At 77.0% G+C, this 14,785-nt stretch carries 10 protein-coding genes and 3 pseudogenes; 3 read left to right on the forward strand and 10 right to left on the reverse strand.

Annotated features, from left to right (window positions below; all coding sequences use genetic code 11):
• Window positions 1–312: 312 nt before the first annotated feature.
• The 5 genes and pseudogenes from ABEB13_RS18745 to ABEB13_RS18765 form a co-directional block, all read right to left on the reverse strand.
• Window positions 313–1,268: pseudogene (locus ABEB13_RS18745) on the reverse strand (Ppx/GppA family phosphatase).
• A gap of 91 nt (window positions 1,269–1,359) precedes the next feature.
• Complete coding sequence (locus ABEB13_RS18750) at window positions 1,360–2,643, reverse strand: SUKH-4 family immunity protein (RefSeq protein ID WP_345706415.1); 1,284 nt, start codon at window positions 2,641–2,643, stop codon at window positions 1,360–1,362.
• Entirely contained in the window at window positions 2,640–3,338 is a 699-nt protein-coding gene (locus ABEB13_RS18755) for a toxin glutamine deamidase domain-containing protein (protein ID WP_345706416.1), read from the reverse strand. The genes ABEB13_RS18750 and ABEB13_RS18755 overlap by 4 nt, the downstream gene beginning before the upstream one ends.
• 68 nt (window positions 3,339–3,406) lie before the next feature.
• On the reverse strand, window positions 3,407–5,761 hold the full coding sequence (locus tag ABEB13_RS18760) for a WXG100-like domain-containing protein (protein ID WP_345706417.1): 2,355 nt from the start codon (window positions 5,759–5,761) through the stop codon (window positions 3,407–3,409).
• A gap of 39 nt (window positions 5,762–5,800) precedes the next feature.
• Entirely contained in the window at window positions 5,801–6,145 is a 345-nt protein-coding gene (locus ABEB13_RS18765; protein ID WP_345706418.1) for a WXG100 family type VII secretion target, read from the reverse strand.
• Window positions 6,146–6,439: 294 nt separating this feature from the next.
• On the opposite strand from ABEB13_RS18765, the gene ABEB13_RS18770 reads away from it, so the two are divergent.
• Window positions 6,440–7,306 carry a DUF3109 family protein gene (locus ABEB13_RS18770; RefSeq protein ID WP_380233210.1) on the forward strand — a complete coding sequence of 289 codons (867 nt, stop codon included), beginning with the start codon at window positions 6,440–6,442 and terminating at the stop codon, window positions 7,304–7,306.
• A 25-nt stretch (window positions 7,307–7,331) separates the two neighbouring features.
• Here ABEB13_RS18770 and ABEB13_RS18775 read toward each other — a convergent pair whose 3' ends face one another.
• Together ABEB13_RS18775 and ABEB13_RS18780 are read right to left on the reverse strand one after the other, a co-directional pair.
• Window positions 7,332–8,495, reverse strand: coding sequence for an NADH-quinone oxidoreductase subunit D (locus ABEB13_RS18775; protein WP_345706419.1), 1,164 nt, complete (start codon window positions 8,493–8,495; stop codon window positions 7,332–7,334).
• Window positions 8,492–9,492 (reverse strand): annotated as a pseudogene (locus tag ABEB13_RS18780) (SAM-dependent methyltransferase). Before ABEB13_RS18780 ends, ABEB13_RS18775 begins: the two are co-directional and overlap by 4 nt.
• A gap of 106 nt (window positions 9,493–9,598) precedes the next feature.
• On the opposite strand from ABEB13_RS18780, the pseudogene ABEB13_RS18785 reads away from it, so the two are divergent.
• Both ABEB13_RS18785 and ABEB13_RS18790 read left to right on the forward strand, forming a co-directional pair.
• A pseudogene (locus ABEB13_RS18785) lies at window positions 9,599–10,854 on the forward strand (sensor histidine kinase).
• Between the two features lie 31 nt (window positions 10,855–10,885).
• Window positions 10,886–11,575, forward strand: a complete 690-nt coding sequence (locus ABEB13_RS18790; RefSeq protein ID WP_345706420.1) for a response regulator — start codon at window positions 10,886–10,888, stop codon at window positions 11,573–11,575.
• Here the strand turns inward: ABEB13_RS18790 and ABEB13_RS18795 are convergent.
• The 3 genes from ABEB13_RS18795 to ABEB13_RS18805 are packed head-to-tail and all read right to left on the reverse strand — an operon-like array spanning window position 11,536 to window position 14,639.
• Window positions 11,536–11,958, reverse strand: a complete 423-nt coding sequence (locus ABEB13_RS18795; RefSeq protein ID WP_345706421.1) for a DUF742 domain-containing protein — start codon at window positions 11,956–11,958, stop codon at window positions 11,536–11,538. The two genes, ABEB13_RS18790 and ABEB13_RS18795, sit on opposite strands and share 40 nt — an antisense overlap.
• A 9-nt stretch (window positions 11,959–11,967) precedes the next feature.
• On the reverse strand, window positions 11,968–12,390 hold the full coding sequence (locus tag ABEB13_RS18800) for a roadblock/LC7 domain-containing protein (RefSeq protein WP_345706422.1): 423 nt from the start codon (window positions 12,388–12,390) through the stop codon (window positions 11,968–11,970).
• Complete coding sequence (locus ABEB13_RS18805; protein ID WP_345706423.1) at window positions 12,387–14,639, reverse strand: sensor histidine kinase; 2,253 nt, start codon at window positions 14,637–14,639, stop codon at window positions 12,387–12,389. The genes ABEB13_RS18800 and ABEB13_RS18805 overlap by 4 nt, the downstream gene beginning before the upstream one ends.
• Window positions 14,640–14,785 lie beyond the last annotated feature (146 nt).

Genomic DNA, 14,785 nt, shown 5'->3' on the forward strand with positions numbered 1-14,785 from the left:
CCACGGGCCGTGCGGGACGCGGCGGCGGCCCGGTCGCCGATGCCCTGCGGGTCGGTGCCGGGGCCGGCGGCCCGGTCGGCGGAACGTCGTTGCGGCTGGGTGCCGGCCTTGGCCCGGCGCGCTCCGACGGCCCGCCGCGCACCGCCCTCAGAGGCGCGGCCGGCCGGCGCCGCGTCGTCGTCCGCTGCATCCGCCACGGGACACAGGGTATGCGCCGGTGCGGACGAATGGGGCGGACCGGGAGAAGCGTGGCCCACGTCTCACCCCGCCGGAGCCCCTCGCCGCGGTACCGGAAGGGGCCGCGGCCAAGGGTCAGGAGGTGAGCGCGGCCCGGCGTTCGGAGGAGCCGTCCAGCGCGTCCAGGCGGCGCAGGATGATGCCCTCGCGCAGGGCCCAGGGGCAGATGTCCAGCGTGTCCAGACCGAACAGGTCCATGGCGGCGTCGGCGACCAGGGCGCCGGCCAGCAGCTGCTTGGCACGGCCCTCGGAGACGCCGGGGATGCGGGCCCGCTCGGCGACGGTCATCCCGGCGAGCCGGGGCAGCCAGGCGGCGAGGCCGCTGCGGGTGAGCCGGCGGGCGACCCGCGGGCCGGCGTCGGCGGGGGCGGCGCCGGTCATCCGGGCCAGCTGCTTGAAGGTCTTGGAGGTGGCGACGGCGTGGTCCGGCGCGCCCTGTCTCGCGAACTCGCCGGCGATCTGCGCGATCTCCGCCCGGATGTGCCGGCGCAGCTCGCGGACGTCGTCCGGGTCGGCGATGTCGCCGGGCAGCCGAGCGGTCAGCCGGCCCGCGCCGAGCGGCAGGGAGATCGCGACGTCGGGCTGTTCGTCCAGGCCGCAGGCGATCTCCAGCGAGCCGCCGCCGATGTCCAGGTTCAGCAGCCGGCCGGAGGACCAGCCGAACCAGCGGCGGACGGCGAGGAAGGTCAGCCGGGCCTCGTCCTGCCCGGACAGCACGCGCAGCGTGATGCCGGTCTCGGCGGCGATCCGGGCGAGCACCGCCTCGCCGTTGGCCGCCTCGCGCACCGCGGAGGTGGCGAACGGCAGTATGTCGACGGCGCCCTTGTCCTCGGCGACCGCGATGGACGAGGACACCATGGCCACCAGGCGGTCCACACCCGCCGGGCTGATCGCCCCTGTGTCGTCGAGCAGCTCGGCGAGCCGCAGCTCGGCCTTGTGCGAGTACGCGGGGAGGGGGCCGCACCGGGGTGCGCGTCGACCACGAGGAAGTGGACGGTGTTGGAGCCTACGTCGAGAACACCCAGTCGCATAGCGGTCCACGCTACGCGATCCGGCCCGCTCACCTGCCCGAATCCCCCGTCTTGCGGCCCGCCCCGCCCGTGGCGCACGGCGGCGGACCGCTCAGAGCAGGCCGTGCCAGAGCTGCTCGACGATCACCGACCACCAGTTCTCGGGATCGCCGAAGACGGTGCCGTCGAGCGCCGCCAGCGCCCACTGGAACTCGGCGACGGCCGGGCCCGCCGCGTACGGGTGCAGGCCGCGCAGGGCGGGCAGCCGTTCGGCGGCGAGGGTCAGCGAGCGGGTGAAGGCGGTGAGATCGGCGTTGCAGTAGCGGGCGGTCGCGGTGTCCGGGTCGATCGCGCGGACCCGGCCCTGCAGCGTGTCGACGGTGACCAGGGCGTGGCCGTCGCCGCCGAGCACGACCTGGCCGAGCAGCCCCTGCCGGGCGTCGGCGGTGGCCGCCGCCCCGCGGCCGAGCGCGGCGAGGTGCCCGGCCGCGTCCGGCAGCGGTGCACCGGTGCGGGTGCCGTCGGCGATGCCGTCCGGCTCGGGGTGGTGGAGTGCGAACAGGCCCGCCACCACGACCGGCAGCCCGACCTGCTGCAGCGGCCGGGCGACCGCCTCCGGCAGGTCCGCGGCCAGCACCGCGCCGGCATCGAAGCGCCGCACCCCCTCGGGCCCGAACACCCCGGCCAGCCGCGCGGCCAGCGCCGCCTCGCCCTCCGGCGCGGCCGGCGGGACCGTCCGCGGGAACGGCACCCGGTTGGGCCGCACCCCCGGCGTGGCGGGCAGCGCCCGGACGGCCTCGGCACGTCCGTCGAACCACGGCCCGTAGGCGAGGTCGCAGGTGACCGGCACGCCGGGCAGGGCGGCGGCCACCGCGTGCGCGGTGTAGCCGCCGGGCAGCGCGGCGGGCTGCAGGTCGGTGTGCACGCCGGTCAGGTCCTCCGGCCGGACGCCCTGCCCGCGCAGCTGCTCCCAGGCCCGCAGTGCCGGATGCGGGAGGCCGGTCGTGGCGGGCACCGCCAGGGACTGCTCCGTCCCCTGCGCGTCGCGGTAGCGGAGGGTCGCCCGGGTGCCGGGGCCGGTGGCCGGGGGCAGCGCCGGATCGTAGCCGCCCGCGCCGAGGAAGTCCCGGTAGCGCCGGACGACCTCGGGCACGGGGACGGACGGCCAGACGGTGAGCCCGCCGGTCAGCCGGTCGACGACGGCGCAGGCCGCACCGATCTCCTCCGGGGCCCGCCGCCGGCCGGTCAACGGGTCGACCCGGACGGGCGCGGGTTCGGGCCACACCACCCAGCCGTGCTCGAACTCGTGGCTGTGGACGGGGCCCGCCGCTTCGGCCGGCAGGTCGCCGTGGATCCAGCGGTGCGCGGTGGCCAGGGCCTGCTCGCGGGTGGTCATCGGCGGGGGCTCCCGGCAGTGGTGCGGTGGACGGTGAGGCGGGACCGCGGCGGCGCGGGCTCCGGCGCGGCCGGCTCCGGGGCCGGGCGCTCCGGGGCCGGGCGCACCGGGGCCGTGGCCGCCGGGGCTGCGGCCTCCGGGGCTGCGGCCTCCGGGCCTGTCGGCTCCGTGGACGCGGGCGCCGGATCGGCCGCCGTACGGGCCGCCGCGCCGGGGAGCGCGTCCAGGTCGAGCGGGTGGCACCGGTCGTCCAGGGCGATCGCCCAGAGGCCGTGGTCCGCGGCGTACAGCGGTTCGGCGGCGCTGCGGCCGCTCTGGTGGTCGAGGTAGGTCACCCGGTCGCCGTGGTTGACCGCGTTCCAGGTGTGCGACCGCCCGAAGCCGTCCAGGGTGAGCAGCACCGCCTGCGCGCCCGGGCCGGAGCGCAGCAGCGCCTCGGCGAGCCGGGCGAGGGCGCCCGGGCCGTCGCCGAGGTCGCAGAAGCGGGTGCCGAGCTCGCGTTCGGCGCGGTCCCGGCCACCGCGCTCGCCCGCGGGGCCGTCCGGCAGCCGCGGGGCGGCGCAGACCGGCAGGCCGGCGAGCGTGTCGACGGCGGACAGCGCCACGTCGACGCCGTTGTTGGCCCGGCCGGCCTCGCGGGGGCCGCCGCCGTTGAGCGCCTCCGGCCACCGCCCCGCCGGGTCCGGGTGCGGCACCGGCGCGCCGTCCGGCTGCCGGGGGATCCGCTGCTCCAGGGCTGCCTGGTGGGCCGGGTCGACCGTCCCTAGCCCGCCGGGCAGCCCGTACGGACGGCTGTCGGCGGTGCTGCGCGGGGCGGCCGGTTCGGCGCCGGGCCCGCCGGGGCCGCGCCGCGGGTCGCGAGGTAGCCCGCGACCACCAGGCCGGGCTGCACCGCGGGCAGGACGCCCTCCTCGGTGCGGGCGGTCTCCGTGAAGAGCGTGTCGGGGCGGCGGCGGCCGCCCTCGCCGGCCTGCTCGCCGAGCCGGAAGGGCAGCGGGGCCGCGGTCGCCGCGCCGGGTGTCCCGGGCGTGGCGCCGCCGGTCGGGGTACGGGCGCCGCCGGGCGTGCCGACCACCGCGCCGACCACGCCGCCGCCCGGGGCGCCGGGCGCCCCGGGGGTGCCCGGTCCGGCGGTGCCTGCCGCGCCGGCCGGCGCGCCACCGGGCGCACCGCCCACCGGGCCGCCGACGGGGGTGCCGACCGGCCCCCCGGTGACCGGGGCACCGGCAGTGCCGCCGGGGCCCGCGCCGACCACGCCGCCGACCGGGGCACCGATCGGGGCGGAGCCGCCCGCGGGGGCGCCGCCGACCGGGCCGAGCGGGAAGCCGGGGGCCGAGCCGCCGCCGGCCGGACCGCCGGGCAGGTAGGCGTCCGCGCCGCGGCCCGGGCCGGAATGCACCGGCGGGTCGTCGAAGAGGCCGCCGGAGGGCGGTGCGGCGGGCGGTGCGACGGCCACCGAGTCGGTGTGGACGGTGACCGGGCCGGCCGGGCGCGCGGGCGGCAGGTCGTAGTCGGGCGCGGGGCCGGCCTGGGCCGCGGCCGGGTGCCCGCCGCCCGAACCGCCGCCCGAACCGCCGCCGTAGCCGCTGCCGTAGCCGCTGCCGCCCGAGCCGTAGTTCGAGCCGTAGCCGCCGCGGTGGCTGCTCTCGCCGAAGGAGCCCGGTGTCTGCGGGGCCGTCGCCTGGACGACGACCGCGGTCGGTCCCGCTGCGGCGGACACGACGACGGCCGGGCCGGCGAGGGGCCCGGTGCCGGGACCGTCGGCGGGTATCCGGCCGCCGGGGCCGGTCTGACCACCGGGGAGGGTTCCCTGGCCGAGGTCGACGGCCGCGACCGGGCGGCCGTCGGGGCCCAGGCGCAGGCCGTCCGGGCCGATCCGCAGGCCGTCCGGGCCGCCCGCGTCCACCAGTGGCCGGCCGTCCCGGCCGAGGCCGGCGACCAGGGCGTGGCCCTTGCCGTCGGTGAGCAGCTGCCCGTCGGTGCCGACCGCGAGTCCGGCGGCGGGCCGGCCCTCGGCGTCGAGCATCACCGGCCGGCCGTCCTTGCCGAGCACGGGCTGCCCGTCCTTGCCGACGGCCAGGCTGAGCCCGGTGTCGCCGACCGCGCCGTCCGCGCCGACCACCAGCGGCCGCCCCTGGGCGTCGGTGAGCGGGCGGCCGTCGGCGCCGAGCGCCAGACCGGCCACCGCGTTGCCCCCGGCGTCGACCACCACCGGCCTGCCGTCCTCGCCGAGCACCGGACGGCCGTGCGCGTCGACCGCGACGGTCACGCCGTCCAGGCCGGTCAGCGGCTTGCCGTCGGGCCCGAGCACCACCGGGTGGCCCTGGGCGTCGGTGAGCACCTTGCCGTCCGGGCCGACGGCGGCGGACAGGCCGCGGACGCCGGCCACCGCGGCGGCGCCGCCGACGGCCGTGTCGGCGAGCGCACCGGTGAGCTCGCCGCCCGAGCGGGCCGCGCTCAGGGTGCGCATCTCGCCGTGCCGGCCGGCGCCGTCGGCCTGGGCGATGCGTTCCAGGGCGGTGACCGCGGGTTCCTTGAGGGCGGCCTTCAGGCCGTCCCCCATGGCGCGGCGGAGTTCGTCCAGCAGGCCGGTGACCTTGAGCCGGGCCGCCTCGACGGCGACCGCCTCGCCGGTCTCGGCGACGGCGCCCTTGACGGTGCCGGCGACCTGGCCGAGCAGCCCGGCCAGGCCCTCCGTCCTCGCGGTCTGCACCTGGGCCTTGGCGGCGGCCTCGGCGGCGTCCGCCTTCTTGATCTCCTCGGCGAGCTCGGTCAGGACGGCGACCAGCTCGGCCTTGCAGCTGTCGGTGGCGGCGGCGGCCTTCTCGAACGCGCCGGCGATCGCCTCGGCCGCGGTGTGCGCGTCGTCGAGGTGGCCACGGCCCGCGCCGCTGAACCCGCGCCAGTGGTCGGCGAAGGCGTCGACGGCAGGGCCGGTGTTCTCACCGGTGATGCGCTGCGCGGCGGCCGCGCCACGGCGGCCGAGCCGCTCGGCCTCGCCGCCGAAGTCGCGCCAGAGTCCGGCCGCGCGGCGCAGCGCGTCCTCGTCGGCCTCGGGCCACGCGCGGTCGAGCCGGGCCATGACCGGGGCCAGCTCCGCGGGCAGGTTCCTGGGCACGTGCTCCCCTTCGGTTGGGCGGCTTGACGGTCCGTCGGTTCAGAGCGCCGAGGGGGCGGGTCCGGTTCCCGGGGTGAGCGCGCGGAACGCGTCGCGGTTGCCCTGGTCGTTCTGCTCGGCGTTGTCGGCCATGGTGTGCAGGCCGCCGCCGATGCCGCCGAGGCGGGTGGCGAGGCCGTGCAGGCCGGCCAGCACGCCCTCGCGGGCGCCCTCGTAGGCGGTGCCGAAGCCCTGGCCCGGCTCGTCCCGGCCCCAGGGGGTGCCGAGGGCGGCGAGCCCGTTCTCCAGGTCGAGCGCGGCGTGCGCGAACTCGTTCGAGACACCTTCGAACTCGCGGCCCTCGCCGTGCAGTTCCCAAGGCTTGAGCAGGACCTTGTCGGCCATTTCCGTCCCCCGTGCTTGCTGGTGGTGCGTTCCCCTGCGCATCCGTCTGCGGCGGCCGCCATCCTAGGGCTTGCCCCACAATTCCCGCCGCGCCGCGAACGGTGGGACAAACCCTAGGCCCCGGGGGTGCGGGCGCCGATCGTCCGGGGACGCTCTTCACCCTGCCTTCACGAGGCTCGCGGCGCCCGCGCACCGCCCGCGCACCGCCCGAGCGGAGCCCGCACGCGACCCGACGGCGGCGCGGGGTGCGGCGGTGTCGGCCGGTCCACCGCGGCGAGGCCATACCCTTGCAGGGTGGCAGCAGCAGAGACCGCGAAGCGCAAGAAGTCCGGCAAGAACGGCCCGGGGACGGCCCCGGCGGTCGTCGACCTGGCGATGCCGACCATCCGTCCCGAAGTCCCGCTCGACTTCGCGCGCGCCTGGGCGGAGTTCACCGACCCGGCCGACGACGAGCAGGTGTTCCGCTGCGACCTCACCTGGCTGACCTCCCGCTGGGGGTGCATCTTCGGCCAGGGCTGCCACGGGATCCGCCCCGGGCGGGGCGAGTCGGACGGCTGCTGCACGCTCGGCGCGCACTACTCCGACGAGGACGACGAGCAGCGGGTGGCCGGCCACGCGGCCCGGCTGACCCCGGACATCTGGGAGAACATCGGGCACGGCACCGACGCCAAGGGCCGGATCCGGCTCGACGGCGGCATCACGATGTTCGACGAGGACGGCGACCGGCAGACCCGGCGGATCGACGGCGCCTGCCTGTTCCGCAACAGCCCGGGCTTCCCGGGCGGCGGCGGCTGCGCACTGCACATCCTCGCCCTGAAGGAGGGCCGGGAGCCGCTGGAGACCAAGCCGGACGTCTGCTGGCAGCTTCCGATCCGCCGCACCTACGACTGGATCGACCGCCCCGACGACACCCGCTACCTGCAGGTGACGATCGGCGAGTACGACCGGCGCGGCTGGGGCCCGGGCGGCCACGACCTGCACTGGTGGTGCACCGGCAGCCCGGAGGCGCACAACGCGCCCGACCCGGTGTACGTCGGCTACCGCGCCGAGCTCACCGAGCTGATGGGACCCGAGGCGTACGCGGTGCTGGTGGAGCTGTGCGAGCAGCGGATCGCCACCAAGGGCCACAAGAAGCTCGCGCCCCACCCCGCGGACCAGTAGACCGGCAGACCGCCGGGGCGCCGCCCTACTTGTCGATGTCGCCGACGACGAAGAACATCGAGCCGAGGATCGCGACCATGTCGGCGACCAGGGTGCCCGGCAGCAGCTCGGTCAGCACCTGGATGTTGTTGTAGGACGCCGAGCGGAGCTTGAGCCGCCACGGCGTCTTGTCGCCGCGGGACACCAGGTAGTAGCCGTTGATCCCGAGCGGGTTCTCCGTCCAGGCGTACGTGGTGCCCTCGGGGGCCTTGAGCACCTTGGGCAGCCGCAGGTTGACCGGGCCCGGGGCGAGGCCGGCCAGCCGGTCCAGGCAGGCGTCGGCGAGGTCGAGGGAGTTGGCGGTCTGCTCCAGCAGGCACTCGAAGCGGGCCAGGCAGTCGCCCTCCTCGCGGGTGACCACGGTCAGCACGTCCTGCAGCTCGCCGTACGCCAGGTAGGGCTCGTCCCGGCGCAGGTCGAAGTCGACGCCGCTGGCGCGGGCGATCGGGCCGCTGGCCCCGTAGGCGTGGACCTGGTCGCGGGTGAGCACGCCGACGCCCGCGGTGCGGCCGCGGAAGATCTCGTTGCCGAGCACGAGGTCCTCGTACACCGGCAGGTGCCCACGGACGGCCTCGACCGCCGCGCGGACCCGGCCGAGCCAGCCGGCCGGCAGGTCCTCCTTGAGGCCGCCGACCCGGTTGAACATGTAGTGCATGCGGCCGCCGGAGGCCTCCTCCAGCACGTGCTGGAGCTCCTCGCGGCCGGTGAAGGCGTGGAAGATCGGGGTGATGCCGCCCAGCTCCAGCGGGTACGAGCCGAGGAACATCAGGTGGTTGAGCACCCGGTTGAGCTCGGCGAGCAGGGTGCGGATCCACACCGCGCGCTCCGGCACCTCCATGCCGAGCATCCGCTCGACGGCGAGCACCACACCGAGCTCGTTGGAGAACGCGGAGAGCCAGTCGTGCCGGTTGGCCAGCATGACGATCTGCCGGTAGTCGCGGGCCTCGAAGAGCTTCTCGGCACCGCGGTGCATGTAACCGATCACCGGCTCGGCCGCGACGATCCGCTCGCCGTCCAGCACCAGCTTCAGCCGCAGCACACCGTGCGTGGACGGATGCTGCGGGCCGATGTTGAGCACCATGTCACTGGTGCCCAGCTCGCCCGTGAGCTGCTGCGCGCCGGCGCCGATCCCGACCGTGGTCTCCCTCATGGCACCAGAGTCTGCCACCCCGGCAGGGCCCCGAGGAGCGGCGGTACCGGCATGCGGACGGCCTGGAGGAGCCAGCCGAAGGCGCCGAGCCCGCCCCGGTCGGTCAGCTCGGCGGCCTCCCCGCCCCGCCGAGCGCCCGCAGGTAGGCCGCCGGGTCGTCGGAGGCCAGCGCGAGCGGCGGGCGGCCGCCGTGCACCCCGAGGGCGTGCAGGGCGTCCCGCTGCGTCGTCCACAGGCTGTGGACACCGGGGACGGCCGCCGCGTCGAGCGCGACGTGCGCGGTGAGGTCGCAGCTGCCGTCCGGCACCGGCGGCACCTCGCGGCCGGCCCGGAAGCCGGTGAGGGTGCCGAACGGCGGCCGGGCGCCGGCGGTGTGCGCGTAGTCGACGGCGACGGCCAGGCCGCGCTCCAGCGCGCCGACGGCGGCCGCCCAGGCGGCGTCCCGCGGCCCGCCCAGCTCGACCCGGTCGCCGTCCGGCCACCAGCGCTCCGCCCAGGCCGCGTCCGCGGCGTCCAGCGCGCCGCCGAGCCGCTCGCCGCCGTCCGGCGCCACCTCGACGTAGCGCAGCGCACCGTCCGCGTCCCGCTCGGCGACGTCCAGCGGCACGTTGTCCAGCCACTCGTTGGCGAACAGCAGGCCCACCGCGCCGGACGGCACGGTGTCCGTCCACAGCACCGCGTCCGGCAGCCCGGCCGGCCGGGCGGCGAGCTCGACCGCGTACGGGCGCACCCGCGCCGCGGTGTCCGGCGGCAGCGCGGCCAGCACCCCGGTCACCAGCTCGCCGCGGCCCGCCCCGACGTCGACGAAGGCCAGCTCGTCCGGCCGGCCGAGCGCCGCGTCCACCTCCCCGAGGAGCCGGGCCACCGCGCCGGCGTACAACCCCGACGCGTGCACCGACGTCCGGAAGTGCCCGGCCGGCCCCTCCGGCCTGCGGTAGAAGCCGTCGGCGCCGTACAGCGCCCGGTCTGCGGCGGGCCGCCAGCGCATCCAGGTCATGGTGCTGGACGCTACCTCCCGTCGGGGGCGTCTCCACCCTGCGGGGGATGGCGGATCGCCCTCCCGGCGGACCTGGGGGCACCGCGCGACTGCCTAGGCTTGAACCGTGCATCGACTCAACGCCTGGCTCCGCCGCCACCCGATGGTGGTCGATTCCGCCTGGGCGCTGCCGGTCCTCCTGCTGGGGCTGCTCTCGGACGCCTCGCAGGACGGCGACCTGCAGGTCTGGGGCGGGCTCGGCTTCTCGCTGGCGATCGCCGTGCTGATGACCGTCCGCCGCCGCTGGCCGGACCTGGTGACGCTGGCGGGCACGCTGCTGGGGCTCGCCCAGATCGTCTGCTACGTGCAGCCGGGCGTCTCCTCCGTGGGTTACCTGGTGTTCGCGTACACGGCGGCCGCCTTCGGCTCCGCCTGGGCCTCGCGGCTGGCGGTCACGGTCGGGCTGGCGGCCGGCCCGCTGACGTTCTGGCGGTTCAACGGCCAGGACCCTGCCACCGGCACGACGCCCGGGCCCGCGCTGTGGCAGATGGTCTTCATCTCGGTGCTGATGTCGACGCCGTTCGTGCTGTCCTGGGCGTGGGGGCGGCTGACCCGGGTCCGGCGCGCCTACCTGGTCGAGCTGGAGGACCGCGCGGCCCGGCTGGAGCGCGAGCGCGACGCCCGGGCCAAGGTGGCGGTCGCCGCCGAACGCGCCCGGATCGCCCGCGAGCTGCACGACGTCGTCGCGCACAACGTCTCCGTCATGATCGTCCAGGCCGACGGCGCCGCCTACGTGCTGGACAACTCGCCCCAGCAGGCGAAGGACGCCCTCGCCACCATCGCCGGCACCGGCCGGCAGGCGCTGGTCGAGATGCGCCGCCTGCTCGGCGTGCTGCGCACCACCGAACAGGCCGAGGAGTACGTACCGCAGCCGGGCGTGGAGGAGCTCCCGGAGCTGCTGGAGCAGGTCCGCACGGCGGGCCTGCCGGTCGACTTCGTCACCTCGGGCGACCCCGGGAGCTGCCCCGCGGGCTGGAACTGACGGTGTACCGGATCGTCCAGGAGGCGCTCACCAACGTGCGCAAGCACGGTGGCCCGGACGTCCGGGCCAGGGTCTCGGTCGACTTCGGCGACCGGGCCCTGGAGGTCCTCGTCGAGGACGACGGCCGCGGCACCACCGGCGAGCAGCTGGCCGGCGGTGGTGCCGACGGCCTCGGCCATGGTCTGATCGGCATGCGCGAGCGGGTCGGCATGGTCAGCGGCAGCCTGGACATCGGGCCGCGGCCCGGCGGGGGCTTCCGGATCCGTGCCGTACTGCCTCTGCGGGCCGCCGCCGACCGGGCCGCACCACCGCCCGCCGACCGCACCGAGGCCACCACGTGACCCCCTGCCCACCGCCGAAGGAGTACCGACCGTGACCATCCGCGTGATGCTCGTCGACGACCAGGAGCTGCTGCGCACGGGCTTCCGGATGGTCCTGCAGTCGCAGGGCGACATCGAGATCGCCGCCGAGGCGGGCGACGGCGCGCAGGCGCTGGAGCGGCTCGCCGACACCGAGGTCGACGTGATCCTGATGGACGTCCGGATGCCCCGGCTGGACGGCGTCCAGGCGACGCGGCGGATCTGCCTGGACGAGTCGGGCGCCCCGGTGCCCGGCGCCCCGCACGTGCTGATCCTGACCACCTTCGACCTGGACGAGTACGCGTTCGCCGCGCTGAAGGCCGGGGCCAGCGGCTTCCTGCTCAAGGACGTCCCGCCGACCGAGCTGGTCGCCGCGATCCGCTCGGTGCACGGCGGCGACGCGGTGGTCGCCCCGACCACCACCCGCCGGATGCTCGACCGCTTCGCGGAGGTGCTGCCGACCCGGTCCTCGGCCCCCGGTTCGCCGATCCTCGACCCGCTGACCGACCGTGAGCGCGAGGTCTTCCTGCTGGTCGCCCAGGGCCTGTCGAACAGCGAGATCGCGGCCCGGCTCGCCCTGTCCGAGGCCACCGTGAAGACCCACGTCGGCCGCATCCTCGCCAAGCTGGGCCTGCGCGACCGCGTCCAGGCCGTCGTCCTCGCCTACGAGAACGGGCTCGTCCGGGCCGGCGCCTCGGACTGAGCCCCGGCGCCCGGGTCAGAGCCGGCGCAGCCCCGGATGACGTCGCGCAGCAGCCGGGCGTCCGGGCCGCCCTCGGCCGTGGCCGGCGCCGCCACCCGGACGAGGCCCTGCCCGGCGAGGTCGCCGAGCAGGACGCGCACGGCGCCCAGCGGCAGGTCCGCGTCGGCGGCGAGTTCGGCCAGCGGGCGCGGCGCGGCGCGGATCCGGTCGAGCAGCGCGCTGCGGGCGTGGTCGAGCGGCACGGCGGGACGGGTGCCCGGCACCGCCACGACCTGCGCGAGCAGGTCGAAGCCCGCCGCCTCGGCGGACCGGGTGCGCCCGCCGGTCAGGGTGAACGGCCGGATCATCGGACCGGCCTCCTCGTCGTACCAGTGCCCGCCCATGACCGCCGATCAGCCCCGGACCGACTCTGCGGTCCGGGTGGGCGTCACCAGGTGCCGCCCGACCCGCCGCACCAGCATGGACATCTCGTAGGCGAGCTGGCCGACATCGGTCTGCACCCCGCAGAGCACCGCCAGGCAGCTGCCCAGACCGGCCGGGGTGACGAACAGGAAGCCGTCCTCCAGCATCACCATGGTCTGCCGCACGCCGCCTGCCGTGAAGCGGGTCCCGACGCCCTCGGCCAGGCTGTGGAAGCCCGAGCAGACGGCGGCCAGGTGCTCGATGTCGGCAGCGGCCAGACCGGCCGAAGCGGCAGTGGCCAGACCGTCGGCGGAGAGCAGGACGGCCTGCCGGACGTGCTCGGTGCTGGCGACGAGGTCGTCGAGCAGCCAGTCGAGGCCGGTGTCCGGCCGGCCCGGCTCGGTTGCGGTCATCGTGGGTCCTCCTGGCGGTTCGGCGGATCGTGCGGTTCCTGGGCGGCGTCCCGGCCCTGCGGTGCGGGCAGCTCGCGCGGGGCGCCCGGGCCCGCGGACCGGCCGCGGGTCAGCCCGCGCTGGAAGGCCCCGAAGACGGCGCCGAGCTCCTCCGCGCTGGGCCCGGCGGCGGCCGGCCCGGCCTCCGGCGCGGCGGGCGCGGGCAGGGCCGCCCGGGGCCGGACGGGCAGCGGACGGCGCATCGGCAGCACGGCCGCGGGCTGCGGCTCGCCCTCCGGCCCCTCCGACGGCCCCGGCACGGCGGCCAGGACGGGCGGCGACGGCTCGGGCCGTGGCGGGGCGGGCGGCGGCTCGACCTCCGACAGCAGCGCGGCCGGCAGCAGGACGACCGCCGTCGTCCCGCCGTACGGCGAGCGGCGCAGGGCGACCTCGATGCCGTGCCGGCGGGCCAGCCGCCCGGCCACGAAGAGGCCGAGCCGCTCCGTCCGGGTGGGGTCGAACTCCTGCGGCTCGGCGAGGGTGCGGTTGGCGGCGGCCAGCTCGTCCGCGTCCATGCCGAGGCCGCGGTCGTCGATCTCCAGCACGTGCCCGTGGGCGGCCCCGCCGGACCGCATGGTGACCTGGGTGTGCGGCGGCGAGAAGGAGGTGGCGTTCTCGACGAGTTCGGCGACCAGGTGGGCGAGGTCGGCGACGGCCTCCCCGGCCACCGCGACCGGCGGCATCGGCGGCACGACGACCCGCTCGTACTCCTCGACCGCGCCGACCGCCGAACCGACCACGTCCACCAGCGGGACGGGCCGGCGCCAGGCCCGGCCGGGGGCGGCGCCGGAGAGGATGATCAGGCCCTCGGCGTGGCGGCGCATCCGGGTGGTCAGGTGGTCGACCCGGAACAGGTCGGCCAGCTCCTCGGGGTCGGTGACCCGGCGCTCCATCGTGTCCAGCAGCTTGAGCTGGCGGTGGATCAGGGCCTGGCTGCGCCGGGCGATGTTGACGAAGACCCCGGAGATCCCGGCCCGCAGCCTGGCCTGCTCGACCGCGGCCTCGACGGCGGCCCGCCGGGCGTGGTTGAGGGCGCGGCCCACGTCGCCGATCTCGTCGTCGCCGAAGGTGAGCTGCGGGGCGGCCCGTTCCACGTCGACGTTCTCGCCGGCGGCGAGGCGGCGCACCAGGTCGGGCAGCTGGCGGTGGGCGAGCCGGTCCGCGGAGGCGCGCAGGCGCAGCAGCCGGCGGGTGATCCGGCGGCCGGTGCGCACCGAGTACCAGACCGACAGGACGACGGCGACGAGTCCGGCGCCGCCCGCGATCCCGGACCGGAGCAGCTGGTCGTCGGCGTAGGCGCGGCCGCGGGCCGCCGAGTTGAGCGCGGCCTGGCTGCACAGCTCGGAGTAGCGGTGGGCGATCGGGTCCATGGTGGCGCGCCAGCGCGTCCGGTCGTAGACGGCGTGGGCGCCGGAGCCGCCGTCCAGGACGGCCTCCTCGGCGGTGACCAGAGCGCGGTAGCGGCTGTCGGCGGTGAGGGCGTCGAAGAGCGCGCGGGAGTCGGCGGGCAGCGCGGCGGCGTACGTCCGCTGGAAGATCCGGCGGTCCTCCACCGCGGCGCCGAACGCCCGGGACTGCGCCGGATCGAAGGAGCCGGCCGCGTGGGCGCCGGAGTAGAGGGCGTCCTCCCGGGAGGCGAACTCGCGGACCCGGACGAGCTCGATGACGGTCTGCGCCTCGCGGGCGAGCCGCCCGGCCTGGAGGGCGGTGAGCGCGGACTGGACGGTGAAGGCGGGTTCCACCACGGCGGTGTAGGCGTCGACGGCGTCGCCCCAGCCGATCGCGCGGGAGGTCACGTTGCTGCGCAGCACCGTGAGCCCGTCGGTCGCGTCGAGTTCGGCGGCGAGCGCGGCCCGCTGGTCGGCGGAGAGGTCGCCCTGCCGGCCGGGGTCGGTGGCGACGGCCCGCATCGCGCGGACCTTCTCGTCGGTGGCGTGCTGCTGGGCGGAGTAGGCGGCCAGTTCGGTCGCCCCGCCGCCGGAGCCGAGGTACTCGGCGGCGAGCCGCCGCTCCGTCTGGACCTGCCCGACGACCGTGTCCACCGGTGAGCCGAACGTCCGGTAGGCGCTCTCCAGGCGGATCAGGTCCCGCAGGTCGCCGGTGGTCGAGACGACCGCGAACGACCAGAGCGCCACCAGGGCGAGCAGCGGGATCAGGACGAGGGTGGTGATCCTGGTCCGGATGGACGGGGTGCCGAGGTGTCTTCGCATGGTCTCCCCGGGAACGTTCCTGGCGCCTGGACGGCAGCAAGTTACCCGCCCGTAGGCAGCGCGGCGCCGCTCGGTCGGTGAAGCTTCGGTGCAGATCCGGACGCCGGGGGCCGCCCGGTGGGGCGTCGCCCGGCGCACCGTACGAT

It is taken from the genome of Kitasatospora paranensis, assembly GCF_039544005.1.
Lineage (GTDB): Bacteria > Actinomycetota > Actinomycetes > Streptomycetales > Streptomycetaceae > Kitasatospora > Kitasatospora paranensis.